This is a genomic window from Kitasatospora sp. NPDC059088, from assembly GCF_042738155.1.
Lineage (GTDB): Bacteria > Actinomycetota > Actinomycetes > Streptomycetales > Streptomycetaceae > Kitasatospora.
Map to the genome: position 1 here is coordinate 41,359 of NZ_JBHYGR010000020.1, position 26,437 is coordinate 67,795.

A 26,437-nucleotide genomic window follows, 5' to 3' on the forward strand; every position below is an offset into this window, starting at 1 on the left:
CACAACCCCACACCGTTTAGCCAACTTCCCTCCGCATAATGGGGTTGCGGTTTCCATACCTGGTGCGCCCACCCGCCAGACGCCCCCGCCCCCGGGCGGGGCGCTTCTCCGTTTCCGGGCACGGTTTCCGCCGCTGAGCGGGCGCTGGTCACTCCAGGTCGGTCCGGTTGATCCAGGGCACGTCCCGGCGGTCCAGGAACCAGTCCGAGCTGGTCAGCGGCCGGGCCCGGTTGAAGGTCACCGGCGCCGGGTCGTGCCGGACCAGCTCCGGGGCGGCCCCCAGGGCGAGCAGCAGTCCGGCGAGCTCGGCGACCAGCTCCGGCGGCCCGGAGAGGTGGACCTCCCAGCCGGTGAAGTCGCCCTGCCCGAGCAGCGTCTCCCGCAGCAGCGCGGTGGTCGCGCCCGGACCGGCGGGCCGGTCGGGGGCGGCGGTCAGCACCCGCAGCCGGGCCTGGCGGGTGAGCATCCGCCGCACGGTGTCCAGGTCGTACTGCCCCGCCGTCGACCGGGCGGCCAGCAGCACGGTGGCCACCCGCTCCGGCTGCCCGGCGGCGAGCTCCTCCAGCAGCGCCTTGGTCTGCCCCCAGCCGCTGCTCGCGGCGACCAGCAGCAGCGGCCGGTCCGAGGCGGGGGCGAGCACGGCCTCGCCCAGCGGCGGTCCGAGCCGCAGCAGCTCGCCAGGCATCACGTCCTCCACCAGGACCGGGCTGAGCAGCCCGCCGGGCACCCGCCGCACGTGCAGTTCCAGGCTGCCGTCCGGGCGCGGGGCGTTGGCGAGCGAGTACGGCCGCCAGACCCGGGGCCTGCGGGGGCTGCTGAGGGTGACGTACTGGCCGGCCGTGAAGGGGTACGGGCGCATCGGGGCCAGGGTGAGCACGACCAGGTCGGGCGCGGCCCGGCGGCGGCGGGCCACCTCGGCCTCCCACCAGGCGGGGTGGTGCTCCGGGAGCTCCCCGGCGGCCCCGCACATGATCCGGGCGATCACGGTGTAGGCCTCGGACCAGGCCTTCTCGGTCTCCGGTGTCCAGGAGTGGCCGGAGCACTGCCGCAGCGCGGCGATCAGGCTGGCCCCGACGGCCGGGTAGTGCTCGGGCGCGGCCTGGAACTTCCGGTGGTCGCGCCCGAGCGCCCGCAGGTACGCGGTGAGCCGCTCGGGGTCGTCCAGTTGCCGCACGATCCGGGTGAGCGCGGCGAACAGCCGGTCCCGCTGCTCGTGCAACTGGGCCGGGAAGAGCGGACGCAGGCCGGGGTTGTGGCTGAACAGGTGGGCGTAGAAGTAGGTGGTCAGGTGGTCGGCCCGGCGTTCCACGACGGCGAAGCTGGCGCGGATGACCGCGGGGTCGAAGGCCACCACGCCGCTCCCGGCTAGACCGACCGGGCTTCGGTGAGGGCCGCGCCCATGGTGTCGCTGACCACTCCGTAGACGGCGGTCCAGGCGGCCTCGGCCTCCGGGGTCCACGCGTCGCCGGCGTAGTGGGCGAGGGTGGCGAGCAGGCTCGCGCCGACCGCCGGGAAGTGCTCCACCAGCGCGCCGTACCGGGCGTGCCGCGCGCCGAGGTCGCGGAGCAGGCCGACCACGGTGTCGGTGTCCTCCAGGTGGGTGACCAGCACGCCGAGGGCGGCGAACAGCCGGTCCTGCTGCTCGCCCAGGTGCTCGGCGAAGAGGCCGCGGACGCCGGGATTGTGCTCGAACAGGTGCTGGTAGAAGTATTCGGCGACGACCGGGCCGTGGGGCTCCACCGCGGCGAAACTGCGCTTGACGAGTACGGGGTCCATAGTCACGGTGCCCGACTCTACTGAGCGGGTGGGTAATTCGAACAGAGTTCCTCGATGAATGGTCAGGTACCGGACACTGGTGTCCGTCTGATCAGCCGGAATTACCCTCTCTCCGCCATTCGGGTGGGTCCGGGCGTTCCCGGCGGGATCCATTACCGCCTAATGGATGAAATGCAGTCGTTTCGGGTACATCCCGTCCTGCCGCCCGGATGGCCGCCAATCGGGTGGGACGCGGCCAAAAGCGCAGGTGTCGGAGTATGACCGGTCCAGGATCGTGATTCCGTTTTGTCGGATCTTGTGCCCGGACTGCCCGCCGCCCCGGCAGCCGACCGTGAAGGAGAGCCGGATGAGCCGACAGTTTCCCCGCACAGCTGCCGTCCTGGCCGTTCTCACGGCCGGGGCGCTGAACGGTTGGAACGCCCCGCTCTCGGCGGCCCGGCAGGCCCCTGATTCCTGGTCGGCCGAACACCGGGCGGTACTGCCCTCCGGACTCTCCGTCCAGTTCGACCTCACGGCCGAAACCGGAACGGCGGTCACCGCCGAGGCGGGCCGATTGGCCGATCGTTCCGGAGGGGGGCGTTCCGTCGGGTACGCGGACGGAATGCACGCCGGAGACCCGGCCCAGACCTTCCTCCTCACCCCCGACCGTCCGCAGACGGACGGTTCCTGGCGGACCGTCGGAACCCTCCGGCTGGGTTTCTCCCGGCCGGTCCGCAATCCCCGGCTGCACCTCAGCGGACTCGCCGCCGTCGCCACCGGGAATTCCGGCACCACCAGCACCGCGGCCCGACTGACCCTCACCGGCGGATCCCCCGCCGCCCCCGGCCTGATCGGGCGCACCGACTGGCCCGGCTGGACGGTCGACGGCAACGCCCTGGCACCCGCGGGCACCGACGGCTCCACCGACGCCGCCGCGGGCTCCGCCGCCGAGGGCACCCTGGAACTCACCGGGCCGGTCCGCACCGCGGTGTTCCGGATCGAGCAGCGCTCCACCCCCCGGGCCGGCAGCACCACCGCGCCGCCCGTCCTGCGGCAGGCCTACACCGTCACCGTGGACGAGGACCTCGGCACCGCGCCGCAGGCCTACGGCAACGCCTCGCACGTGCTCTCCGACCTCTTCCTGGGCGCCGACGCCACCGGCCCCGGCCACCGCGACCGCCGCCGCCCCGCCGTCACGGCCGACCGGCCGCTGGTCGAGCTCGACCACGACGCGGTCCGGCGCGGCAACCCCTTCGCGAGCCTGCCCGCCGGCCCGTCCGGCAGCCCGCCGCCGCCCAAACTCCAGCCCGGCCGCGGCGAGTACCAGGGCGCCGACCCCTCGCTCGGCTTCCCCGACGAGGCCGCCATCGGCCGGTACTACCGGGTCACCGTCCCGGTCGCGGTGGGCGACCAGCCCGCCACCCTGGCCGGCTGGATCGACTTCGACCACAGCGGCCGGTTCGACCCCGCCGACCGGGTGCAGACCGAGATCCCGGCCGGCGCCGACACCGCGACGCTGGAGTGGACCGTGCCGGCCGGCGCCGCCTCCGGCGACACCTGGGCCCGGCTGCGGATCGGCCGCGACACCAGCCAACTCGTGCCCTCCGGCGGCTTCGCCGACTCCGGGGAGGTCTCCGACCAGCGGATCAGGCTGACCGTCGGCGCCGCCCGGCCCGAGGTCGCCGAGCCGGTCGACGGCACCGTGCTGGCCGACGCCCGCCCCAGGATCAGCGGTGAGGGCGCCGTCGCCGGCGCCTCGATGGAGATCCGGGACGGCGACACCGTGCTCTGCCGGGCCAAGGTCGAGCGCAAGGGCGACTGGTCCTGCCGCCCCGGCAGCGCGCTCGCCGCCGGGCCGCACTCCCTGACCCCGGTGGAGACCACCACCGGCGGCGTGGTGCTGCGCGGCGAGCCCGCCAAGGTCACCGTGAAGACCACCCCGCCGACCGCGCCGGTGCTCACCCTCCCCGCCTACACCAATGACCCGGGGCTGCAACTCACCGGCACCGGCGAGGCCGGCAGCACCGTCTCGGTCACCGACCGGTCCGCCTCCGCGTCCACCCCCGCCTCCGCCTCCGCCGAACTGTGCAGCAGCGCGGTCCGCCCGGACGGCGGGTGGTCCTGTCTGCCGGTCGAGAACCTGGCCGACGGCAGCCACCAGCTCGCCCCCGTCGCCGTCGACGCGGCCGGGAACCGGACGGCCGGACAGCCGGTCGCGCTGGTCGTGGACACCGTGCCGCCGGACAAGCCGGTGCTCACCGCGCCCGCTCCCGGGGAGGTCCTGCGGGTCAGCCGGCCCAAGCTCGCCGGACGGGCCGAAGCGGGGGCGAACGTGCAGGTCGCGGCCGCTCCGACGGCGGGCGGCGACCGTACGGTGCTCTGCGGGGCCACGGCGGCGCTGGACGGGAGCTGGAGCTGCACCGCCGGCCGGGACCTGACGGACGGGGAACAGTGGCTGACCGTCACGGTCACCGACCGCGCGGGGAACGGGACTTCGGCGGATCCGGTGCGGGTGCGGGTGGCGGCTGCGGGGGTGGCGAGCCCTTCGGCGGCGAGCTCTCCGGCGGTCAGTCCTCCGGCGGTCAGTGCGCCGGTCGTCAGTTCTCCGGCGGTCAGTCCGTCCGCGGCCGGTCCGTCCGTGGTCGGCCCTTCGGCGGTGAGTCCTTCGGTGGTCGGTCCGTCAGGGGCGGTTCCGTCGGGGGCGGGTGGGGTGGCATCCGTGGCGGCGAGTGCGAGCGTGAGTGCGAGCCCGTCGGCTTCGGCTTCGGCTGCGCCGTCGGCGGTGGTGGCGCCGACGGCCGTCGGGTCGCCGAGTCCGACCGAGGTGCCGGTGTTCCCGCCGATCCCGGTGGGGCTGCTGCCGATCGTCGTGCCGCCGGTGGCGCCGTCGGTGCTGGTGGCGCCGGCGGTGCCCCCGGTGCCGGCGCCGTCGGTGACGTCCGTCCCTGCGGTCCCGGCGGGGGTCTCGGCCGCCCCGACGTCCCCCGGCGCCTCCACCGGGTCCGGCGCCTCGGCCCGTCCGCCGGTTCCGTTCGTTCCCGCCGGTTCCGCCGTCCCGGCCCCGCCGTCCGGGAGTGCGGTGCCGTCCCCGGGCGTCGGCTCGTCGAGAGCCCTGGCCGCCTCGCCCGGCGGCAGCCCGGCCCCGGTGGCCGCGTCCCCGTCGGAGGTCGCCGCCGTGCCGCTGTCGGCCGCTGACCAGGAAGGATCCAGGGCGAGCGGCACCGCTGCCCGGCCGTTGCCGGCGCCCCCGGCCGAAGGGGCGGCGGCCGCCCGGCCCCGGGAGGCCGGCCGGCACGGCCTGCTCGCCGGGGTGCTGCTGGTGCTCGCCGGAATCGGGCTGATCACCCGTCGGGTGTTCGCCCGTGGATCCGGTGCCCGACGGCGCTGACCTGCGCCGAACCGTCCCGACCACCCGACCATGTGCCTGCGCGTCAGGTCAGCTTTGGACGATTCGTCAGCAATTGTCGACACACCTCGGCTCAAATGTCGCATTTGATGACGTATGAACTTAGCCTGACTCTGGCACTGCCCGTCAGATCCGGGCCGCCCGTTGCGCGACACACCAGACCCAGAGGATCCGTGCATGGACGTCACCCGCGATTCTTCGCAGCGACCCGACCACCTGCCCAAGGCGTTCCCCCCGGCCCTGCCGGAACGTTCCGCCTCCGGCGCCAGCCCGCTGCCCAAGGTCTCGACCGTCAAGGCATCCAAGCCGGTCGGCCCGGCCGGCCCGGTCGACGGCGGTCCGGCCACGGCCCCGCTGGCGGTCGTCCCCGCGCCGTCCCCGGCCGGTCCCGTCGACCGGCGGGACCCGCTGGAGGCCGTCGCCCCGGAGACCGTCGAGCTCCCCGAGCTCGGCCCGGCCGATGCCTCCGCCGTCACCACCTCGCGCCGCCCCCCGCGGGCGGACCGGGCGCTGCGGGAGCACACCGCCGCCGTCCTGCCCGGCTGGGTCGCGCTGCTGGTGGTGCTGCTCGGCCTGGCCGCGGTGGGCTACGTGCTGCTGCGCACCGGCGTCCTCCCGCACTGGGACGGGCTGCCCGAACTGCGCAGCCCCGCCGCGCTGGCGAGCGGCCGGGCCGGGATCGACGCCCCGGCCATCGCCGCGGTCAGCGCCGCCGGGCTGCTGGTGGTGCTCGCCCTGGCCGGCCTGCTGGCCAACGCGGGCGGCGAGACCCGGGTGCTGAGCCGCTGGGGCCGCTACCGGGGCACGGTGCGCAGAACCGGCCTGGTCTGGGTCAACCCGCTGCTGCGCCGCCGCCGGGTCGACGTGCGGCTGCGGCACTGGCGCAGCGAGCCGGTCAAGGTCGTCGACCGCACCGGCACCCCGATCGTGGTCCGGCTGCTGATCGTCTGGCGGGTCAAGGACACCGCGCGGGCGCTGCTGGCGATCGAGGACCACGAGGGCTACCTGCGCGAGCAGGTCCAGGCGGTGCTCACCCGCACCGCCTCCACCCTGCCGTGCGACAGCAACGCGGCGCCCGGCCCGGCGCTGCGCGACGGGCAGTGGTTCGCCGACGAGCTGACCCGGGCGCTGGCCGCCGAGGCGGCCCCGGCGGGCCTGGAGGTCTACTCGGTGCAGCCGCTGGCGCTGGACTACGCGCCCGAGGTGGCCGAGTCGATGCGCCGCCGCCGGCTGGCGGACCTGGACGCGGGCCTGCGGACCGTCCTGGTCGACGACGCGGTGGAGGCGGCGGCGCTGGCCGTCCGGCGCCTGGAGCGCGCGACCGCGCACGAACTGGACGAGGCCGCCCGCAGCGCGCTGATGGAACAGCTGCTGGTCGCCTTCGTCGCCCCGGCCGGAGTGGCCGCCTCGGTACCGCCCCCGGCCGCCCGGGCCGGGCGGAAGGAAGGACGACCCGCATGAGGATAGCCACCGGCGCGTACGCCGAACCCGGCACCGGCTCCGACGCCGATCCCGGTCTGATCGGCTTCGAGGAGCGCCTGGGCAGCATCCCCGCGATCACGGGCTGCGGCTGCCCGAACTGCGCGGCCCGGCCGCGCACCGCCCGGGACGCCGCGGTCGGCGGTGGCAGCCGAATACACCGGGCCGTGCGAAGTACCTGCCTGGCCACCACCGTGCTGGCGGGCGCCGGCGTGGTCGGCCTGACGGCCGGTGCGGGCTCCGCGCAGGCGGCGGCCGGCAAGCAGGGCTGGGACGGGTCGAAGTACTGGTTCAAGAACGGCAGCGGTCAGTGGCGTTGGACCAGCCACTACGACGTCTACGCCAGTCGCACCGGCCAGTCCGGTTCATCCGGTTCATCCGGCTCTTCCGGTTCGTCCGGCTCGAAGACCGTCTCGAACGGCTCGGCCTCCTCCTGGGGCCCGCGCCAGGGCTGGGACGGGTCGAAGTACTGGTTCAAGAACGGCAGCGGCGAGTGGCGTTGGACCAGCCACTACGACGTCTACGCCAGTCGCACCGGCCAGTCCGGCGGCGGATCGGACCAGGGCTCCGGCGGGTCGGGCAGCCGCCCGTCCCCGGACACCACCCCGACCGCCGGGACCACCGAGGCGGCCGTCGACTACGCGCTCGCCCAGCTGGGCAAGCCGTACGTCTGGGGCGGTGACGGCCCGTCCGGCTACGACTGCTCCGGGCTGGTCCAGCAGGCCTTCCGGCGCAGCGGGATAGGCCTGCCCCGGGTGGCCGACGACCAGTACGCGGCGACCACGCCGATCAGCGCGGGCCAACTGCGCCGCGGTGACCTGGTGTTCTGGTCGGACAGCGGCCGGGCCTCGGGGATCCACCACGTGGGGATCTACCTGGGCGGCGGAAAGTTCGTCGAGGCACCCCGGCCGGGCAAGACCGTTCGGATATCGACGCTCAACTCGGGCTACTACCCGACCCACTTCGGGCGGCCGTAGCCGGGGAGCACACCGGGCCCCCGACAGCACGCCGCTGTCGGGGGCCCGGCGCGTGCTCAGGCGGAGGCGTCGGTGAGCAGGGCGGTCTGGGCGGGGGTGAGGGTGAGGGCGGCGGCGGCGAGCAGCGGGGGGAGCTGGTCGACGGTGCGGGCGCTGGCGATGGGGGCGGCGACCGTGGGGCGGGCGGCGAGCCAGGCGAGGGCGACGGTGGCGGGCTCGACGCCGTGGTCGGCGGCGACCTCGTCGAGGGCCGCCAGGACCTTGGGGCCGCGCGGCTCGGCGAGGTAGCGGGTGGCGCCCTCGGCGCGGGCGCTGTCGACGCCCGGGCCGCCCGGGCGGTACTTGCCGGTGAGGAAGCCGGAGGCGAGCGCGTAGTAGGGCACGGTGGCGAGGCCGTGCTCGGCGACCACCTCGGCCAGCGGGCCCTCGAAGGTGCCCCGGGACACCAGGTTGTAGTGGGGCTGGACCGCGACGTACCCGGCCAGGCCCTCGCGCTCGGCGAAGGACAGCGCCTCGGCGAGCCGCTCGGCGGAGATGTTGGAGGCGGCGACCGCCCGGACCTTGCCCGCGCGGACCAGCTCGTCCAGCGCCGTCACGAACTCCTCGACCGGGGTGTCGTCGTCCCGGTGGGTGTAGTAGAGGTCGATGTGGTCGACGCCCAGGCGGCGCAGCGAGCCCTCGACGGAGGACTTGATGGTGGCCGCGGCCAGGCCGGTCGCCTCGGGGTGGCTGCCGACCTTGGTGGCGATCACGATGTCGTCGCGGTTGCCCCGGCTGCGCAGCCAGTCGCCGATCACCGTCTCGGACTCGCCGCCGGTGTTGCCGGGTGCCCAGGCGGAGTAGGCGTCGGCGGTGTCGACGAAGTTGCCGCCCGCGGCGGCGTAGGCGTCGAGCACGGCGAAGGACTGCTGCTGGTCGGCGGTCCAGCCGAAGACGTTGCCGCCGAGGGAGAGCGGGTGGACGGACAGGTCGGAGGTGCCGAGGCGGACCCGGCTCTGGTTTCCGGTCATGCCCGCAGTCAACCAGGCCTGTGCGGCGGGCCATTCCGTCGGTCACACGGATTTCACGATCCGGTCGTACCGCCGTCGCACGCGCGGGTGGCGGGTTCGCCTGGAGAGGGGTCCGGGGTGTGCCTGAGGTGGGCGGATTCGTTAGAGTCCCTGCCATGGCTGACAACGACTACGACCCCGCCGGTAACACCCAGATGTTCCGGGCGTTCGTCGACGAGAGCCCGGCGCGTCCGGCACCGGGCTCCGTCTCCACCTACGGCAGCAGCAAGACCGGCGGCAGTCGCACCGGCGTGATCGCGCTGATCGCCGTCGTCGCCCTGGTCGTCCTGGGCGCCGTCGTCTGGCTGGCGGTCAAGTGACCCTCGCGCGGGTGGCCCCGGTGAGGGTCACCCGCGCGACGGGAAGTACCGGTCTCAGCAGGGCTTGCGCCAGGCGTTGAGGTCGAGCTTCTTCTGCATCGAACTGAACCCCAGGGCCTTGGTCTTGGCGCAGAACTGGTCCGTGTCGAGCTTGTACTCGACGTGGAAGACCGCCTTGCCCGCCTTGACGAAGGGCGCGACCCGGTCGCACTCGTCGAACTGCGAGCACTCCTCGTTGACCGCGAAGTCGAAGTCCGGCAGCAGCGCGGAGATCTGGTCCAGGTCGTTCTTGAGGCCGATGGCGAGGCCGCGTTCGTGGGCGAGCTGGGCCAGCATCCGGTTGTACTTGATCTGGTCGTCCGGGGTCAGCGGGAAGCCGCTGTTCTGGTTGTAGGCCTCGATGGTGTCCGGCTCGATGGCGTCGAAGCCCTTGCTCTTGCACATGTCGAAGCGGGCCGCCATCAGCGGCCGGAGCTGGTCGAGCTTGCGGATGTCGAACCACTTCTCGCCCTTCCAGCCGGTGTCCGAGCCCTGCAGGGCCTTGGCGAAGGCCGCGGAGTCGGGGCGGAAGTCCTCCCAGGAGCCGGCGTTGATGTAGCAGATCACCTTGCGGCCCTTGGCGTGCAGCGCGGCGACCACCGAGGCGTCGTTCTCGAAGCCGTCGATGTCGTAGACCGGCACGTCCACCGACTGGTCCACGGGGCCGCCGCCGAGCTGCCACTGCCAGGTCAGGCCCGGGGTGGGCTGCCAGCGGGCGCCGGCCGCCGGCGGGGTGGTGGTGCCGGGCGGGGTGGTGCCCGGCGGGGTGCCCGGGGCGGTGGTGCCGCCCGGGGTGCCCGGGGCCGAGGTGGTGCCGGGGTCACCGGGCGTGCCGGGGGTGCTGGGTGCGGCGGTGCCGGGGGTGCTCGGCGCGGTGGCCGTGGGCGAGGCGCTCTGGGTGCCGTCGGCCGAGTCGTTGTCGTCCTCCGAGCCCGAGCTGCTGCACGAACTGACCAGCAGCGCGGTGACGGTGGCGAAGGCTATGGCGGCGGGCAGCAGCCGGGTACGGCGGTTCACGGTAGTCGAACTCCGGATCGGGTCAGGTCAGTTCAGCGGCGGTCAGGCCGTGCGGCAGGGTACGCCAGGGGTTGTCCCCGGCGCCCGGTACGGCGCAGCCGACGCCGGCTCGCCGGGCGGTGATCAGTGCGGAGGCGTCGCGGGCGGACTCGGCGGGGACGTCGTAGACCAGGTGGCAGAAGCGGGAGGCCGCGTGGCGGCCGGTCCACAGCGGCAGGGTCATGGCGCGGTACGCGTCCCAGTCGCCCTCGAAGGTGACCAGCAGGTCGGCCAGGCCGACCTCGGCGTACGCCGGGTCCGGGTGCTCGCCGTGGCCGAACACCACGGTGCCGCAGCCGGCCGCCCGGGCCGCCGTGGCGAGGCGGCGGTAGTGCGCCAGCGCGCCCGGGTGGGTGGCGACCTGGTCGAGGTACACGCCGGTGATGCCGTGGCGCTGACGGTACGTCAGGATGTCGGCGACCACGGCGGCGTGCGGCCGGCGGCCGTAGTCGGTGTCGGCGTAGCCGACCAACGGCAGCCCGGCGGCGCGGAGTTCCTCGGCGGCATCGGCGAAGACGTGGTCCGGGACCTCGCCCGGACCGTCCGCGAGGTTGAGCACCACGGCGGCGATCCGGGCGGGGTCGGCGGCGGCGACCGCCCGCCAGGCCGCCGGGTCCACCGCGGGGTGGACGTACAGCGGCACCAGCAGGCGGCCGTCGGGGGTGGTCCCGGAGGTCATGCGACCACCGGGGTCGGCGTCGGCTCGGCGGTGCTGAGCCAGAGGTCGCGCAGGGTGTCGGCGAGCCCGGTCTCCGGGTGCCAGCCGAGTTCCCGGGCGGCGGCCGACACGTCGGCCTGCTGCCAGGAGACCGCGGCCGAGCGCTCGGAACCCGCCCCGCTCTCGTCGATCCGGCCGGTGAAGCCGGACGCCGCGACCAGGCCCTCGGCGATCGCCCGGACCCGCTGGGCCCGGCCGGAGGCGAGGTTGAGCACCCGGGGCAGCGGGCCCTCGGCGGTGACGGCGAGGCCGACCGCCCGGGCGATGTCCCGGGCGTCCACGAAGTCCCGGTAGGCGGAGAGGTCCCCGACCGTGACCACGGCGTCGGCGCCCTCGGGCGCCGCCCGGCGCAGTTCGGCCGCCAGCCGGCCGGGCAGCGAGCCCGCCGGGGCGCCCGGGCCGACCGGGTTGAACACCCGCAGCACCACCGCGTCCAGCGGCGAGCCGGCCACCGCGAGGGAGCCGGCCAGCTTGGTCGCGCCGTACACGCCCACCGGACGGGCGTCGGCCTGCTCGGAGAGCGACTCGCCCTCCGCGCAGACGCCGTACTCGCCGGCCGAACCGACGTGCACCAGGCGGGCCTTCGGGGCGCCCAGGGCGAGCGCCTCGCAGAGCACCGCCGGTCCGCGGGCGTTCACCTCGGCGAGCTTGACCGCGCTGCCGGCCACCGCGCCGGCGAAGTTGACCACCACGTCGGGGGCCAGCGCGGCCAGTTCCTCGCCGAGCGGGCCGGCCTGGGCGCTGCCCAGGTCCAGCCGGAGGTCGTGGGCGGGCCGCCGGCCCGCGGTCAGCACGGTGGCACCGGGCAGTGACCGCAGGACGTCGGTGGCGTGACGGCCCAGGAAGCCGTCGCCGCCGAGCAGCAGGATTCTCACGCGGCCCGTCCGTCGCTCTCGGCGCCCGCGGCGGCGGGCTGCTCGGCCGTGTCGTCCGGGGCGGTGCGGGCGGCCGGGACCGGCAGTTCCGCGACGCCCGGCACGGTGCCGGCCGACTCGAAGGGCATCAGGACCGGGCGGATCGAGGAGAACTCGGCGTTCGCCCGGTCGTAGTCGTCCGGGCGGCCGATGTCCAGCCAGTAGCCGCCGAAGTCGTACGCGGCCGGCGGGGTGTCGGCGGCCAGCAGGTCGAGCACCAGCTCGTCGAAGCCCAGCGGCAGGCCCGGGGTGTACTTGGCGAGCGCGGAGCGGGAGACGCCGTACACGCCCATCGAGACCCGGTAGTCGATGCTGGGCTTCTCCTGGAAGCCGGTGATGGTGCCGGACTCGGCGGTCAGCACACCGAAGTCGATCTTCACCTGACGGGCGTAGGTGGCGATGGTCAGCGGGGCGCCGGACGTCTCGTGGTGCTTGAGCACCCCGGCGAAGTCCAGGTCGGTGAGGATGTCGCCGTTCATCACCAGGAAGTGCTCGGGCAGGCGGTCCTGCATGGTGAGCAGCGGGCCCATGGTGCCGAGCGGGCTGTCCTCGACGGCGTAGCCGACCCGCAGGCCCCACTGGGACCCGTTGCCGACGTAGGCGCGGATGATGTGGCCGAGGTGGCCGATGGCCAGGGTGACGGTCTTGAAGCCCGAGGCGGCGAGCTGGCGCATCACGATCTCCAGGATCGCGTGCTGGTCGCCGATCGGGACGAGCGGCTTGGGAAGCGCGGTGGTGTAGGGGCGGAGTCGAACGCCCTTACCGCCGGCCAGGATCACTGCGTGCATGGTGTTTCCCCCACGGAAAGGATGTGCAGGCCACGAACCTTGGTAACCAGGACGAGCATGATCGTTACGACGGTCAGACGTTGTAGATGTCGGTCTTGTAGCGGGCCAGGTTGGCCGGGTCGCGGAAGAACTCGATGGTCTGCTCCAGGCCCTGCTCCAGCGTGAACTGCGGCGCCCAGCCGGTGGCCGTGCGCAGCCGGGTGGCGTCCGCGACCAGGCGCATGACCTCGGAGTTGGTCGGACGGATGCGCTGCTCGTCCTCCTTCACCACCAGGTCCACGCCCATCAGCTTGCCGACCAGGGTGACCAGGTCGCCGACCGAGATCTCGCCGCCGGTACCGGCGTTGAAGGTCCGGCCGACCACGGTCTCGGCGGCCGCGGTGCCCACCGTGCGGAAGGCGTTGGCGGTGTCCTTGACGAACATGAAGTCGCGGGTCGGGCGCAGGTCGCCGAGGGTGATCTCGGTCTGGCCGGCCGCGACCTGGGCGATCACGGTCGGGATGACGGCGCGCATCGACTGCCGCGGGCCGAAGGTGTTGAACGGGCGCAGGGTGACGACCGGGGTCTCGAAGCTGGCGTGGTAGCTGTCGGCCAGCCGGTCCCCGCCGGCCTTGGAGGCGGCATACGGGGACTGGGTGTTGATCGGGTGGTCCTCGGTGATCGGCACGGTCTGCGCGGTGCCGTAGGTCTCGCTGGTGGAGGTGTGCACCAGGCGCGGGATCTCCAGGTGGCGCACGGCCTCCAGGACGTTCAGGGTGCCGGTGACGTTGGTGTCCACGTACGAGTGGGGGGCGCTGTAGGAGTACGGGATCGCGATCAGGGCGGCCAGGTGGTAGACCGCCTCGGTGCCCTTGACCAGGCCGTTGACCGAGCCCGGGTCCCGGACGTCGCCGAGGACGATCTCGACCGAGTCCAGCACCTCCGGCGCCAGGGTCTCCAGCCAGCCGAAGGAGGAGAAGGAGTTGTACTGGACCATCGCGCGGACGTGGTGCCCGTCGGCGACCAGGGTCTCGACGAGGTGGGAGCCGATGAAGCCCTCGGCTCCGGTAACCGCGACGCTGCTCATGCGTTTTCGCTTTCTCGTTTTCGGGAGCGGCCGGACGTCTGAGCACGACCGGCCGGTGGTGCCTCGGAAGAGGCGGATTATCAGCGGTGTTGGGTGGTGCGGCCGAGCGCGGGCCCGGCGGTTGCGGTGAGGACGAGGGCGGCCGCCCCGCAGCCGATCAGCTGCAGGACGATCGGGTCCGCACCGGTCAGCAGCCCGACGCTCTCGGCGATCGCGGCGGCCAGACAGATGAGGGCGGTGCTCCAGCTGAACCCGAAGGCGTTCAGCAGCAGCGCCAGCCAGAGCGAGCCGCCCAGGAGCAGCATCGCGCCGAGCTGCGGCACGCCGAGCGACGGGGCGCCCGGCCACAGCACGGTCGCGGCGGCGTCCAGCGCGGCCACGGTGGTGAGGTAGATGAACAGGCAGCCGAGCAGGATCCCGCCGGTGCGGCGGGTGAACTGCCCGGTGGTGTGGCTGGTGCGCAGCGCGGCCACGGCCATCGCCCGGTAGCGGAACAGCAGCCACTCGGCGAGGCCCAGGCTGAGCGTCAGGGCGATCATGGCCGGGCCGGTCGGGGTGGTCCGCACCTCGTGCACGGCGTGCGCGCCCTGGGCCGCGGCGTGCACCGCGGGGCCGGCGGTCCGGACGGCCTGGTGGATGGTCTCGCCGAGCCCGGCGATCAGCGTCAGCGCACCGCAGGCCAGGCCGAACAGCAGGTGCGGGACCTCCTGGCGGATCGGCAGCCTCAGCTCCACGCCGTCCCGTTCGCCGCCGCGGGCCGCGACCAGCAGCTCCCGGACGGCCAGGCCGACCGCGAGCACCACCGAGGCGAGCAGCACGACCGTCCGGACCAGCTCCGGGACGTCGACCGCCAGCACCACGCCCGCGCCGACCGAGGCCGGGGCGAGCGCGAGCAGCAGGAACTTCTCCCGCCCGAGCACCAGCAGCGCGGTGGCGGCCGCCAGGTAGCAGGACTGGCCCGCGGCGAACCACAGGGCGCCGAGCGGACCGCCGACCACGTACGCGGACGCGGCGGCCAGCAGCGCGCCGACCGGCGCGCCGACGGCCAGGCAGACCGCGGCGTCCCGGCGGCGCAGCCGGCTCAGCCAGCGGTACGCGCGGTGCGCCAGGGCCTGGTTGAAGCCCCAGCTGACCAGCGTGGCGATGGACAGCGCGAGCATGCCCGAGGGCAGGCCGAAGCGCATCCGGGTGGTCGCGAACAGGTTGGCACCGAGCAGGTAGCCGAGCCCGGGCAGGGCGAACACCAGGCCGCGCACCACGCAGCGCCAGGGATCGGCCCGCCAGGGGTTGGCGAACTCGGAGCTCGGGCCGGGGTAGCGGCGCTCGACCTTCTCGAACAGCTCCTCGGCGACGGTGAACGCGTCGGGGCGGCCGTACAGCAGCGCGGCCTGCTCGTCGGAGAGGCCGTCGGACTCCAGGAAGGCCGCGATCTCGTACGGGTGGACGGCGTCGGCGCAGACGTCGCGCAGGCGCTCGGCCAGTTCGTCCAGCGGGTCGTCGGAGAGGCCGAGCTGTTCGGCGGGGTCGGGCTCGGCCGACGGTGCGGGGCGGCGGAGCTTCAACGGCAGGGTGCGCAGCTGCATCGTCCGCTCCGCGCCGCCCTCGTCGGGGACCAGGCGGATGGGACCGCTCATGCCCCCACCTCGCTGGGCTCGGCGGCCGCTTCGCGGAACCCGCACCTGCTGATGGTTCGCTCGCTTCGCTCGTTCACGCGCCCACCTCGCTGGGCTCGGGGCGGGCGGCGGCCAGCTGCTGGTCCCAGTCCGGGCTGGGGACGGCGTCGGTGACGGCGACCATGCCGCCGGGCATCCAGCGGGCGGTGCCCAGGAGTTCGGTGTAGATGCCCCGGAAGCCGTCGATGTTCTGGCGGAGCGTGAACTGCTCGATGACCCGCAGTCGGGCGCCCTCGCCGAGCCGGGCGCGCCGCGCGGGGTCGCGCAGCAGCTCGATCGCGGCGGCCGCCATCGGCTCGGGCTCGCGCGGCGGGACGACCAGTCCGGTGTCGCCGACCGCCTCGCGCACGCCGCCGACGTCGGTGGAGACGGTGGCGCGGCCGCAGGACATGGCCTCGATCAGGGTGAACGGGAAGCCCTCGCTGATGCTGGAGAGCATCACCACGTTGCCCGCCGCGTACGCGTCGGTGATGTCGGCGACGCGGCCCTCGAAGGCCACCGAGTCGGCGATGCCGAGCTCGGCGGCCAGGGCTATGCAGCCGTCCCGGTACGCCTCGCCGCCCTTGGGGGTGCCCCCGAAGAGCCGCAGCCGCGCCTCGGGGATCTCCTGGTGGACGATGGCGAAGGCCCGGATCAGCGTCTCCAGGTCCTTGATCGGGTCGACCCGGCCGGCCCAGCTGAGGGTCGGCGTCTCGGGTTCCGGCCCGGCGGGCGGGAAGGCGGCCGGGTCCACGCCGTTGTAGACGGTGCGGATGTGGTGGGACGGGGTGCCGCCGCGCTCCTCCCAGCGCCGGTTGTACCGGTTGCCGGGGGTGACCAGCGCGGCCTGCCGGTAGCTCTCCTCGGCGAGCATCCGGTAGAAGCCGAGCAGCAGGGCCTTGACCGGCCAGCGGTACGGGCCGGTGCGGTAGCCGAGGTAGCGCTCGCGCAGGTAGATGCCGTGCTCGGTGAGCAGGAACGGTACGCCGTACTGCTGGGCGGCGATCAGCCCGGGCAGGGTGGCGAGTCCGCCGCTGGCCGCGTGGGCGACGCCGTCGGTGGGCGGGTCGACCGAGAGCGGCCGCAGCGCGTGCTCCAGGAGGTCGGTGGCGTTCAACGCGTCGTGCAGGGTGGGCCGGGAGACCGCGGTGGGCAGGTAGTCGCGGGTCCACACGTGCTGGAGGGTGCGCAGGGCGCGCTCGCTGCGCAGCGCCGGGCTGAGCAGCCCGCGCCGGGCGAGGTCGGCGAAGCCGTACAGCTCGGTGCCGAAGTGGGTGGTGTAGACCGGGTCGAGGATGGAGTGCAGGAAGCGCTCGTACGCGTTGAGGAAGCGGCGCATCTCCTTGCCGCGCGGCGCCCGGGCCTCGGAGGCCGGGCCCCACAGCGGTGCGGTGGTGACCGACCGTACGTTGGCGGGCAGCTCCCAGGCCAGCGGTTCCTGGCCGGTTCCGGTGACGGCGATGACGTCGAAGTCGACGTCCGGCATGCCCTGGACGAGCTGGTCGCACCAGACGCTCACGCCGCCGTGCTGGTGCGGGTACGTCCCCTCGGTGAGCAGGGTGACGCGCATCTCCTGTCCCCCCTCCTGTTCTTGCGTCGGTTGTCCGGCCTGGGTGGCCGGAGCGGGAGCCGTGGCGGGGCCGGGCCAGGCGACCGGCCCGACCCCGCCACGGGGTGCTACGGATTACCGGTTGCCGGGGCGTCCGGTGGTGGTGGTGCCGTGCGAGGCCGTCCCCCCAGAGGCCTTGCCGGAGCCGTTCTGGCCGTTACCGGCCGGGGCACCGTTGCCCTGGGTCTTCGCGCCCTGGACGACGTCCTTGCCGGGCACCGGGGTGCCGCTGCCGGGGACGAGGGACTGGGCGGGCTTGCGGGTGACGTCGCCCGGGCCGGCCGGGACCGGGGTGGCGACGCCCTGCGGCACGACCTTCTTGTCCGTCGGCGCCGGTGCCGGGACGGACTTGGCGGCCACGTTCGGGGCGACGGCGGCCGGGGCGGCCGGCGCACTGCCGGACGGGAGCTGCAGGGTGATGCCGCTCTGCAGGGCGCCCGGGGACGCCCAACCGGAGAGCGTACCGGCGTAGGACGAACCGAAGGCGGCCGTTCCGATGGCCATCTTCTGAGCAGTTCCGGTCGGCATGGTGGCCTGGACCTGAACACCGGCGGGCGCGTTGACCGTGACGGTGTTGCCGATCTTGTAGGCGGTGACCTGGCCGGCGGCGACCGCCTTGTCCCAGGCCGCGCGCTTCTGGAACTCCTGGCCGATCTCGCGCTCGCCGAGGTTCACGATCGGGGCGTTGTCGGCGTACAGCGAGCGGTAGGTGCCGAGGATCTTCTCCAGCACCGGGTACAGGATGCGGTCCTCGGAGAGGTTCGACTGGTGCACGAAGTGCGGGCGCGGGTCGTTGCTCAGCACGTGGCCGAGGTCGATCCGGGCCTCCAGCGGCACGATGTACGACTGGTAGCCGGTGGTGGTGTCCAGCGGCGCGGGCAGGCAGGTGGAGTTGGCGTTGTTCTCGCAGACGCCGCTGCCGCCGTTGGCCTTGCTGGTGTAGATCCAGTTGTACTCGTCGGCCTCCTCCTTCGCCGAACCGGCGTTGTAGAAGACGTTCATCGGGTACCGCGGCACGGTCAGCGTGGACGAGCCGACGGCCCGCTGGGCGGGCTCGCGGGAGGCGTCGCTGCCGGTGAACTTGATGCCGTTGGCGACCAGCGCCGGCGCCAGGTTCGGGTTGTCGCTGGTCTCCTGCGGGGCGGTGAGCAGACCGGAGTGCTCACCGGTGACGAGCACCTGCGGGTCGACCTTGAGGCCGTTGGTGGCGGCCCAGTCGAAGTTCTGCTTGATCTGGGTGGAGATGGTGTTCTGGTCGGTCCAGACGGTGTTGCCGGACGCGTCCTTGGTGCACTTCCACGGGACCACCGAGACGTCCTGCACGCAGCCCAGGTAGGGGTGGGTGTAGGTGTGGTTGACCCAGCGGTAGCTGGTCTGGTCGGTGATCATCTGGGTGGCGGTCGGGTCCACCGTGGTCTGGTGGTCGGACTTCCAGTCCTCGCTGCCGCCACCGTTGAACACCATGTCCAGGGTGAAGTTGTTGGCGGTCTGCCACTGCTTGAGGTACTGCGCGTCGGCGGGGGTCATCCGGATCGGGTTGGCGGTGTCCGGGGTGCCGGGCGGGCAGGTGACGTCGCCGGGGGTGCACTTGAGCGCGGTGTCCCAGCGGTCGTCGGCCAGGAACACGTCGTCGACGTGGGTGGCGAAGTAGTTGCGGTCGTAACCGAGGTGGACGCCCTGGGTGATCCAGTCGACCATGCCTCGGGCCAGCAGCCGGTACTGCTGCTGGTACTGGTTGTAGACGAAGGTGACGACCAGTTCCTTGCGGCCGTCGTGGGTGTACTCACCGACCAGCGAACCGCGGCTGGTCGAGTCGGGTATCGCCGCGTCGACCAGCGGGACGAAGGAGGCGCCGGACGGCAGGTTGGCGAGTGGGGTCGCCAGGTAGCCGTAGCTCTCGCTGACCTTCGGGTCGTTGTCCTCGAACGGGACGCTGCCCTTGAGGTACCCGAACGGGCCCGAAGTTCCGGCCGTGGTGGTGGCGGCCTGGAATCCGTCGAGGGTCCCGACGAATCCCGGATTCTGGGCGTAGTTCAGGCCGACGGCCGGGCTGGCCCAGGTGTAGGCGTCGATCTGCCGGACGTTGAAAGCCGCTTCGTAGGTGGCGATCGCGGTCATCTCGGCGGCGCTGTTCGGGAAGGGGTTTTCGTTGGGCAGCACGATGCCCTGGTACTTGCCCCGGGGGAGCCCGTTCACCGTGTCGCTCAGGAAAGCGGCGTTGATGACGGGGCGGTTGGTGTCATTGAGGCTGACGACCTTGTAGGGCGTGCCCTGGCTCTTGAGCTCGGCGGTGATCGCGGCGACCGACGGGCCTCCGTCGTCGATGACCAGGATCGTGAGGTCGATCCTGGGCGGCGTGGTGTCGCCGTGGGCCAGGGTGGTCTGCAGGCCGCTGGCCAGCAGAACTGCCGCTGCGCAAGCGGCGACTCTTCGGGTCGCTCGACCCATGTCTGATCCTCCCCTTGGGTCAGGCGCCGCGCTGCTTCGGCGCTCGCCTGCCCGTGTAGCTGTTCGCGGGCAGCAGGCTGCCCGGCGCCCATCCTGGTCGAGGGTCGGCAGTCCGGGGGACCAATTGGGCGATAGTGCAGCGAACCTGTTACCAACGTTCATGGTGAAGCCATGGAGGCGCTGATTGTGACCGTAACCGGACCGCTCGCGCAAATAATGAATTGAAAATGAAAAACCGGAAGCCGACTGCTACAGCTGGTTACCGACTGTGCGCCTCGCACGGCCCCGTGCGGCACCTACACTGTCGTCGTTGCGCATGACACTCTTGCACATCCTGCCGCTCCAATGGGCAGGTTCATGCAATATCGGGCGCCGCTGTGCCATGTGACAGTCCGAATATGCAATGGAGGTCGCGGGTGGTCGATCGTCAGATCGCGTCCGAGCGAATCGGGGACGCACGGAATGCGCGCCCGGAGCCCGCCGGAACCATCCTGGTCGGCCGCAGTCTCGGGCTGCGCGGTGCGGTCAACGCCCGCGATCTGGGCGGGTACCGGACGGCCGGCGGAGGGGTGCTGCGGGCCGGCATGGTCCTGCGCAGCGATGGTCTGAACCGTGTCACCGCCGAGGACCTCGACCCGCTGGGCGCGCTCGGCCTGCGCGCGGTGGTCGACCTGCGCAGCGCCGACGAGGTCCGCGAGGCCGGTCCGGACATCCTGCCGGGCGGTGTGACGGCGCACCATCTCCCGCTGCTGGCAACAGACTTCGACATCCACGCGACGCTGCGCGGCGCCCTGGCGGAGCGCAGCCCGGACAAGCAGCGCGCCCTGCTCGGCGACGGCCGGGCGGCCGCCATGATGACCGGCCTCTACCGCTGGTTCGTCACCGACCGGGAGGCCCGCGAGACCTTCGCCGCCCTGCTGCGGCTGCTGGCCGCCCCGGACGGCGTGCCGCTGCTGTTCCACTGCTCGGCGGGCAAGGACCGCACCGGCTGGGCCGCGGCGCTGCTGCTGACCGCGCTGGGTGTGGACCGCGAGACCGTGCTCGCCGACTACCTGCTCACCAACGAGCGGGTCGCGGCCGTGGTCGAGCTGGTGCTGGCGGACTTCGCCGGCCGCGGCCTGATGCGCGAGCCCGAGCTCCTGCTGCCGGTCTTCCGGGCCGAGCGCGACTACCTGGACGCGGCCTTCGCGGAGGTCGCGTCCGGCTGGGGCGACTTCGCCGCGTTCTGGCGCGAGGGGCTCGGGCTGGACGACCGGGTGCTGGCCGGGCTGCGCGCCAACCTGCTCGACGGCGACGGAAGTTGAACCCGCCGCCGTCGGCGGTCAGCCCTCGTTTCAGCCTTCGTTGATGAGCCCCGCGCGGAGCTGGGTCAGCGTCCGGGTGAGCAGGCGGGAGACGTGCATCTGGGAGATCCCGATCTCCTCGCCGATCTGCGACTGGGTGAGGTTGCCGAAGAACCGCAGCATGATGATCCGGCGCTCGCGCGGCGGCAGCTTGGCCAGCAGCGGCTTGAGCGACTCCCGGTACTCCACGCCCTCCAGCGCGAGGTCCTCGTAGCCGAGCCGCTCGGCCAGCGGCCCCTCGCTGTCCTCCTCGCCGGGGCTGGAGTCCAAGGAGGAGGCGGTGTAGGCGTTGCCCACCGCGAGGCCCTCGACCACGTCCTCCTCGCTGACCCCGAGGCAGGCGGCCAGTTCGGCGACGGTGGGGGAGCGGTCCAGCCGCTGGGACAGTTCGTCGCCGGCCTTGGTGAGCGCCAGCCGCAGCTCCTGGAGCCGTCGCGGCACCCGGACCGACCAGCTGGTGTCCCGGAAGAAGCGCTTGATCTCGCCGACCACGGTGGGCATCGCGAAGGTGGGGAACTCCACCCCGCGTTCCGGGTCGAAGCGGTCGATCGCCTTGATCAGGCCGATGGTGCCGACCTGGACGATGTCCTCCATCGGCTCGTTGCGGCTGCGGAAGCGCGCCGAGGCGTACCGGACCAGCGGCAGGTTGAGCTCGATCAGGGTGTCGCGGACGTAGGTGTGCTCCGCGCTGCCGGGCTCCAGTGCGGCCAGCCGCAGGAAGAGCGAACGGGAGAGCGTCCGGGTGTCCAGCCCGGAGCCGGGCGGTGCCGCGCCGGCGGCCCCGGCGCCGGGCGCTCCCGGGCCGGGCCTCGCGGGGGACGTGGCCCGTTGGAGCGGGATCCGGTCCCCGGCGACCGCCGTACCCTCGGCCTGACCAGCGTGGATCTCCGCAGTGCCCAGCTCTCCGGACATGCACCCACCCCCTCGTGACTGACAGTTGAACGGGGGCCGTCGCACGGAGGTTCCCGGCGGGGGCCCAACCCCCTGCATACCGGAACACGGTGCACGGCAAACCCGAACGTCGCAAGATGTCACGCCGGGGTAACGCGCTGCAATCTCACTCTTCCCAGGAGTTGCCGGTCCGAAGCCTGGTCAGGATCCGTGAGAGCAGCCGGGAGACGTGCATCTGGGACATCCCCAGTTCGGTGCTGATCTGCGACTGGGTGAGGTTGGCGAAGAACCGCAGCATCACGATCCGCCGCTCCCGCTCGGGGAGTTGGACCAGCAGGTGGCGCACCATGTCGCGGTGCTCGACCTCGGCCAGCGCGGCGTCCTCGTAGCCGAGCCGGTCCAGCAGGGCGAGTCCGCCCTCGTGCTCCTGGGCGGCCTCCAGCGAGGCGGCGTTGTAGGCGCGCCCGGCGTCCAGGCAGGCCCGGACGTCCTCCTCGGGGATCCGGAGGCTGGCGGCGATCTCCGGCACCTTGGGGGCCCGCCCGTGCAGCACCGTCAGCTCCTCCATGGCGCCGCTGACCTGGACCCAGAGCTCCTGGAGCCGGCGTGGGACGTGCATGGTGCGGACGTTGTCCCGGAAGTAGCGCTTGATCTCGCCCAGGATGGTCGGCAGCGCGTAGGTGGGGAACTGGACGCCCCGGGTCGGGTCGAAGCGGTCGATCGCGTTGATCAGGCCGATGGTGCCGACCTGGACGACGTCCTCCATCGGCTCGCTGCGGCTGCGGAAGCGGGTGGCGGCGTAGCGGACCAGGGGGATGTTCACCTCGATCAGGGCGGCCCGGACCCGTTCCCGTTCGGGGGCGTCGGGGGGCAGCTCGGTGAGCCGCTCGAACAGCACCCGGGTGAGCGTCCGGACGTCCACGGCGGGGCGACCGCCGGGGCCGCGGAGCCCGTCCGGGCGGAGCTCGCCGGCCGGACTGATGATCGCGGCCAACACCTCGTCCACGGACACGTCCCCCCTCCCAAATCGACAACGGTGGGCCCTGCGGATCGTGTGTCGCGGCTGGTTCGGTACCTCGCCATGTCCGGCAAAACCGGTCATAGCATCACAAGGTGGGCGCAGGTCGGGCAAGCACCCGGTGGAGGTGTGTTGGTGGGCTGCGCGGCCGGTGGCCACCCGGTCGGCGAGGCGCCGCAAGGGTTGTTCCGGGGCAGACGGAGACGCCCCGCCCGGGAGCCGGGCGGGGCGGGCGCGGGCCGTCCGGGGGACGGCGGCGGGGGTCAGACCTCGATGTCGGCGATCACCCAGGTCGCGAACTCGCGCCACAGGCCGGCCGCGGCCTGGTGCGCGGGGTGGGTCAGGTAGGCCTGGAGGGCCGTGCGGTCCTCGACCAGGCTGTTGATCGCGTAGTCGTACGCGATGTCGCGCTCGGTGGTGTTCCAGCCGCACTCCCACTCGCGCAGCTCGGGGACCAGTGCGCCGAGCTCCTCGAACGCCTTGGCGGCGGCGAGCACGCGCTGCTCGTCCTTGGCGACGCCTTCGTCGAGCTTGAACAGGACCAGGTGGCGGATCACGATTGCCGCTCCTTACTTGATCAGACCGGTCATGAAGGTGCCGACCGCCTTGGCCGCGTTCGAGATGCCCTCGAAGCCCAGCTGGACGAGTTCGGCTGACCGGGCCGGTGAGGTGATGATCGAGTAGAGCACGAAGATGAGCAGGAGGGCCATGCCGATCTTCTTCGCCTGCGCCATCGTGACCTTCCTCCCTGCGGTGGGCCGCCGTCATCCGGTCCCCGAGCAGCCCTGCACGGCAGCTTATCCACCGGACGGGCTATCAAGTGTGCGACGCGTTCGCCCGGCGGGACGAAGGTCCCCGCGAGTGGGGCCTTTCTCCGGATGCCCGGGCCGGGGCCGGGCGGCAGGATGGATGACGTGCCGAGGATCTGGCAGGAATCCCCGGCACGTGGATCCGGAGCCCCCGCTGTGGGACCGGTGGTCGCGGCTTCCCCCCTCGCGGCCCCGGTTGTGGGACTCCGCCGGGGGAGCGGTCAGTCCCCCCGAGCCGCTCCCCCTCCAAGGCTCCGTACGAGCCGGGCAATGGTGGTCATCGGCCCGGAGTGCGGAGCCTTCTCCGCGTCCGGGAGCCTTTCCCGCGTCAGGTGGCGCCCCGCCGCCGTCCGGAGCGCGCGAGCGGGCCGCGAACGGGCCGGGGCGCGCAAACGCCGAGGGCCCGTCCGTGATCGGACGGGCCCTCGGGCTTTCGAGCGGTAGCGGTGGGATTCGAACCCACGGTGGAGTTGCCCCCACACACGCTTTCGAGGCGTGCTCCTTTGGCCGCTCGGACACGCTACCGAGGGGAACTCTACCGGACGGGTGGCGCGGTCACGAAATCCTTACCGGGCGGGCCGTCGCCGGGCGGCTCAGCGGTGGGTGTCGAAGAAGGAGCGCAGCTGCTCGCCGCACTCCTCGGCGAGCACGCCCCAGATCACCTCGGGCCGGTGGTTGAGCCGGCGGTCGCGCATCACGTCGAAGAGCGAGCCGGCCGCGCCGGCCTTCTCGTCGAGGGCGCCGTAGACCACCCGGTCGATCCGGGACAGCACGATGGCGCCGGCGCACATCGTGCACGGCTCCAGGGTGACCACCAGGGTGCAGCCGCTGAGCCGCCACTCCCCGACCCGTTCGGCGGCCTGCCGGATCGCGACCACCTCGGCGTGCGCGGTCGGGTCGCCGACCGCCTCGCGCTCGTTGTGGCCGCGCCCGATCACCTCGCCGTCCGGGCCCAGGACGAGCGCCCCGACCGGGACGTCCCCGGTGGCCGGCGCCAGGGCGGCCTCGGCGATGGCGAGGCGCATCGGCGCCGCCCAGCGGTCGCGGACCGGGTCGGGGCGGACGGGGGCGGGCAGCGGGGGGACGTACGGGACGGTCAGCGGGGTGGATGCGGGCTGCATGGCATCCAGTGTCGGGCATCCGGTGGCGGACACCGGTGCGACCGGTGCCGCTACCGGACCGCTTCCAGGACCTCGCCGCAGCCCAGGGCCTCGGCGATCTCCTCCAGGGCGTCGCCCGGCACCGCGCCCTCGCCGCTGAGGGAGAGCAGGGCGTCGGCGGCCAGGCCGAACTCGGTCAGCAGGTGGGCGTCGCCGAGCGGGCCGACCGGGACGCCGCCGTGGGCGTCCGCGTCCTCGTCGTCCTGCTCCTCGGTCTCCGCGTCCTCGTCCAGCAGGTGGTCCAGGTCGCCGAACTCGCTCTCGCCGGCCTGGTCGACCAGTTCGTCGGTGAGGACGGAGCCGTAGGAGCTGCGGGCGGCGGCGGCGCCGTCCGACACGAAGATCCGCGGGTCGTCCTCACCGTCCACCCGGACGATGGCGAACCACGAGTCCTCCTGTTCGATGAAGATCAGGACGCTGTCGTCGTCCTGCGCGCAGGCGCGGGCCAGATCGGCCAGATCGGCCAGGGTTTCGACGTCGTCGAGCTCCGTCTCGCTCACGTCCCACCCGTCCTCGGAGCGAGCAAGCACTGCAGCGAAGTACGCCACCAGGGACACTCCCAAGATCATCGGTCTCGGCTGTCGGCGCGCTCGGGCGGCGCGGAATTCTGGCCGCCCCCGCGCCAGAGGCGGTCCGCTTGTTCGGACCGTCCCATCGGAATCGTGACAGAAAGCCCGCCCTCGCGGGGGGTGTTCGGCAGCGCGTCTTTGCAGGTCGTGTCGGAAGGGCCGGGCGGTGCGGGGAGGAGCCGGGCCGGGGCCGTCCGAAGCCGGTCGAATTTCGGCCGGACCGCCCGGTGGGGCCGCGGTGGGGCGGCGGTGGGGGTGGTCAGATCCGGAAGGTGCGCATCCGCATCGCTTCGCGCATCCGCCGTTCCTTGGTCCGCCGGGGCTGGACGCGCTCCCTCAACTCGCGGGCCTCGGCGAGTTCGCGCAGGAAGACGGCCCGCCGCTTGCGGCGCTCCGTCTCGGTCTCCGGGGGCTCCTGCGGCGGGCCGGCGCGAAGGGCCGGCCCGTCGACGGGCTCGTCGGCCGAGCCGTCCCCGGCCCTCGGGTTGCTCGTCATAAGACGTGACATTCCCAGAACGGCCGGGTTGATACCACAGGAGCCGGTTCCGTCCGGACATTCCTGGCACGTCACGGCGTGTCACCGGAAGGTGACCGCCGCCGGTCGACGGCCTGGCACGGCGTGTCGTACAGGCGTCCAGGACCGGGCTAACCTCGGTACATGCGTCTCCACGTCGTCGACCACCCCCTGGTCGCCCACAAGCTCTCCACCCTGCGCGACGAGCGCACCGACTCGCCGACCTTCCGTCGCCTGACCGACGAGCTGGTGACCCTCCTCGCCTACGAGGCCACCCGGGACGTCCGCACCGACGAGGTGGAGATCACCACGCCCGTGGCGGTCACCCTCGGCACCCGGCTCAGCTACCCGCGCCCGCTGGTCGTCCCGATCCTGCGGGCCGGCCTCGGCATGCTGGACGGGATGACCCGCCTGCTGCCGACCGCCGAGGTCGGCTTCCTCGGCATGGTGCGCAACGAGGAGACCCTGGAGGCCTCCACGTACGCCACCCGGATGCCCGACGACCTCTCCGGCCGCCAGGTCTACGTGCTCGACCCGATGCTGGCCACCGGCGGCACCCTGGTCGCCGCGATCAGGATGCTGATCGAGCGCGGTGCCACCGACGTCACCGCCGTGGTGCTGCTGGCCGCGCCGGAGGGCGTCGAGGTGATGGAGCGCGAGCTGGCCGGCCTGCCGGTCACCGTCGTCACCGCCGCCGTGGACGAGCGGCTGAACGAGAACGGCTACATCGTCCCCGGCCTGGGCGACGCGGGCGACCGGCTGTACGGCACGGCCGGCTGAGCGACCCCCCTCCGAACGTCCGAGAGCCCCCCGGCACTGCGTCTGCCGGGGGGCTCTCCTGGTTCCTGTGCCGCGCC

General features: G+C 73.2%; 23 protein-coding genes, 1 tRNA gene and 1 pseudogene. 6 read left to right on the top strand and 19 right to left on the bottom strand.

All coding sequences use genetic code 11. The features are described 5' to 3' along the window. Positions 1-148: 148 nt before the first annotated feature. Positions 149-1,351, bottom strand: a complete 1,203-nt coding sequence (locus ACFWXO_RS11870; protein WP_380523408.1) for a globin domain-containing protein — start codon at positions 1,349-1,351, stop codon at positions 149-151. 14 nt (positions 1,352-1,365) lie between these two features. After that, positions 1,366-1,776 (bottom strand): globin domain-containing protein, encoded by a 411-nt coding sequence (locus ACFWXO_RS11875; RefSeq protein ID WP_380523450.1) that lies wholly within the window; start codon positions 1,774-1,776, stop codon positions 1,366-1,368. A gap of 346 nt (positions 1,777-2,122) precedes the next feature. On the opposite strand from ACFWXO_RS11875, the gene ACFWXO_RS11880 reads away from it, so the two are divergent. From ACFWXO_RS11880 to ACFWXO_RS11890, 3 genes are all read left to right on the top strand, one after another. Continuing rightward, on the top strand, positions 2,123-5,143 hold the full coding sequence (locus ACFWXO_RS11880; RefSeq protein ID WP_380523409.1) for an Ig-like domain-containing protein: 3,021 nt from the start codon (positions 2,123-2,125) through the stop codon (positions 5,141-5,143). Positions 5,144-5,338: 195 nt separating this feature from the next. Continuing rightward, entirely contained in the window at positions 5,339-6,622 is a 1,284-nt protein-coding gene (locus tag ACFWXO_RS11885) for an SPFH domain-containing protein (protein WP_380523410.1), read from the top strand. Continuing rightward, positions 6,619-7,617 carry a C40 family peptidase gene (locus ACFWXO_RS11890; protein ID WP_380523411.1) on the top strand — a complete coding sequence of 333 codons (999 nt, stop codon included), beginning with the start codon at positions 6,619-6,621 and terminating at the stop codon, positions 7,615-7,617. The genes ACFWXO_RS11885 and ACFWXO_RS11890 overlap by 4 nt, the downstream gene beginning before the upstream one ends. Positions 7,618-7,673: 56 nt before the next feature. Here ACFWXO_RS11890 and ACFWXO_RS11895 read toward each other — a convergent pair whose 3' ends face one another. Then, positions 7,674-8,627: an aldo/keto reductase gene (locus ACFWXO_RS11895; RefSeq protein ID WP_380523412.1), complete on the bottom strand. Its 954-nt coding sequence runs from the start codon at positions 8,625-8,627 to the stop codon at positions 7,674-7,676. A gap of 155 nt (positions 8,628-8,782) precedes the next feature. Here ACFWXO_RS11895 and ACFWXO_RS11900 point away from each other — a divergent pair, with 155 nt between their 5' ends. Then, positions 8,783-8,986 carry a hypothetical protein gene (locus ACFWXO_RS11900; protein ID WP_375882615.1) on the top strand — a complete coding sequence of 68 codons (204 nt, stop codon included), beginning with the start codon at positions 8,783-8,785 and terminating at the stop codon, positions 8,984-8,986. Between the two features lie 54 nt (positions 8,987-9,040). Here the strand turns inward: ACFWXO_RS11900 and ACFWXO_RS11905 are convergent, their stop codons facing one another. The 8 genes and pseudogenes from ACFWXO_RS11905 to ACFWXO_RS11940 form a co-directional block, all read right to left on the bottom strand. Then, the gene (locus ACFWXO_RS11905; RefSeq protein WP_380523413.1) at positions 9,041-10,042 is read right to left on the bottom strand and encodes an endo alpha-1,4 polygalactosaminidase; all 1,002 of its coding nucleotides are present in this window, start codon (positions 10,040-10,042) and stop codon (positions 9,041-9,043) included. A gap of 22 nt (positions 10,043-10,064) precedes the next feature. After that, positions 10,065-10,760: a spherulation-specific family 4 protein gene (locus ACFWXO_RS11910; RefSeq protein WP_375882610.1), complete on the bottom strand. Its 696-nt coding sequence runs from the start codon at positions 10,758-10,760 to the stop codon at positions 10,065-10,067. Next, entirely contained in the window at positions 10,757-11,674 is a 918-nt protein-coding gene (locus ACFWXO_RS11915) for an NAD-dependent epimerase/dehydratase family protein (protein WP_380523414.1), read from the bottom strand. The genes ACFWXO_RS11910 and ACFWXO_RS11915 overlap by 4 nt, the downstream gene beginning before the upstream one ends. Before the next feature lie 125 nt (positions 11,675-11,799). Further along, positions 11,800-12,501 (bottom strand): annotated as a pseudogene (locus ACFWXO_RS11920) (NDP-sugar synthase); the annotation flags it as partial. 73 nt (positions 12,502-12,574) lie between these two features. After that, positions 12,575-13,567: an SDR family NAD(P)-dependent oxidoreductase gene (locus ACFWXO_RS11925; RefSeq protein WP_375882606.1), complete on the bottom strand. Its 993-nt coding sequence runs from the start codon at positions 13,565-13,567 to the stop codon at positions 12,575-12,577. 80 nt (positions 13,568-13,647) lie between these two features. Next, positions 13,648-15,201 (bottom strand): hypothetical protein, encoded by a 1,554-nt coding sequence (locus ACFWXO_RS11930; RefSeq protein ID WP_375882604.1) that lies wholly within the window; start codon positions 15,199-15,201, stop codon positions 13,648-13,650. Positions 15,202-15,274: 73 nt separating this feature from the next. Next, positions 15,275-16,789, bottom strand: coding sequence for a GT4 family glycosyltransferase PelF (gene pelF, locus ACFWXO_RS11935; RefSeq protein ID WP_375882602.1), 1,515 nt, complete (start codon positions 16,787-16,789; stop codon positions 15,275-15,277). 114 nt (positions 16,790-16,903) lie between these two features. Then, positions 16,904-19,276: a hypothetical protein gene (locus ACFWXO_RS11940; RefSeq protein WP_380523416.1), complete on the bottom strand. Its 2,373-nt coding sequence runs from the start codon at positions 19,274-19,276 to the stop codon at positions 16,904-16,906. Positions 19,277-19,692: 416 nt separating this feature from the next. Here ACFWXO_RS11940 and ACFWXO_RS11945 point away from each other — a divergent pair, with 416 nt between their 5' ends. Beyond that, complete coding sequence (locus ACFWXO_RS11945; protein ID WP_380523417.1) at positions 19,693-20,580, top strand: tyrosine-protein phosphatase; 888 nt, start codon at positions 19,693-19,695, stop codon at positions 20,578-20,580. Positions 20,581-20,610: 30 nt separating this feature from the next. Here ACFWXO_RS11945 and ACFWXO_RS11950 read toward each other — a convergent pair whose 3' ends face one another. The 8 genes from ACFWXO_RS11950 to ACFWXO_RS11985 form a co-directional block, all read right to left on the bottom strand. After that, a complete protein-coding gene (locus ACFWXO_RS11950) occupies positions 20,611-21,531 on the bottom strand; it encodes an RNA polymerase sigma factor SigF (RefSeq protein ID WP_380396449.1) in 921 nt (306 codons plus the stop codon). Between the two features lie 145 nt (positions 21,532-21,676). After that, positions 21,677-22,516 carry an RNA polymerase sigma factor SigF gene (locus ACFWXO_RS11955; RefSeq protein ID WP_375882921.1) on the bottom strand — a complete coding sequence of 280 codons (840 nt, stop codon included), beginning with the start codon at positions 22,514-22,516 and terminating at the stop codon, positions 21,677-21,679. A 275-nt stretch (positions 22,517-22,791) separates the two neighbouring features. Then, positions 22,792-23,085 (bottom strand): Dabb family protein, encoded by a 294-nt coding sequence (locus ACFWXO_RS11960; RefSeq protein ID WP_375882594.1) that lies wholly within the window; start codon positions 23,083-23,085, stop codon positions 22,792-22,794. Positions 23,086-23,097: 12 nt separating this feature from the next. Then, positions 23,098-23,262: a hypothetical protein gene (locus tag ACFWXO_RS11965; protein WP_188304848.1), complete on the bottom strand. Its 165-nt coding sequence runs from the start codon at positions 23,260-23,262 to the stop codon at positions 23,098-23,100. A 513-nt stretch (positions 23,263-23,775) separates the two neighbouring features. Further along, positions 23,776-23,862: transfer RNA gene (locus tag ACFWXO_RS11970), tRNA-Ser, on the bottom strand. A 68-nt stretch (positions 23,863-23,930) separates the two neighbouring features. Continuing rightward, on the bottom strand, positions 23,931-24,458 hold the full coding sequence (gene tadA, locus ACFWXO_RS11975) for a tRNA adenosine(34) deaminase TadA (protein WP_380523418.1): 528 nt from the start codon (positions 24,456-24,458) through the stop codon (positions 23,931-23,933). Positions 24,459-24,508: 50 nt separating this feature from the next. After that, positions 24,509-25,066 carry a tRNA adenosine deaminase-associated protein gene (locus tag ACFWXO_RS11980; RefSeq protein WP_375882588.1) on the bottom strand — a complete coding sequence of 186 codons (558 nt, stop codon included), beginning with the start codon at positions 25,064-25,066 and terminating at the stop codon, positions 24,509-24,511. A 259-nt stretch (positions 25,067-25,325) separates the two neighbouring features. Next, positions 25,326-25,562, bottom strand: a complete 237-nt coding sequence (locus ACFWXO_RS11985; RefSeq protein WP_375882586.1) for a hypothetical protein — start codon at positions 25,560-25,562, stop codon at positions 25,326-25,328. Positions 25,563-25,724: 162 nt separating this feature from the next. Between ACFWXO_RS11985 and upp the strand changes: the two genes are divergently transcribed. Continuing rightward, positions 25,725-26,360 (top strand): uracil phosphoribosyltransferase, encoded by a 636-nt coding sequence (upp, locus tag ACFWXO_RS11990; RefSeq protein WP_049650159.1) that lies wholly within the window; start codon positions 25,725-25,727, stop codon positions 26,358-26,360. Positions 26,361-26,437: the final 77 nt, after the last annotated feature.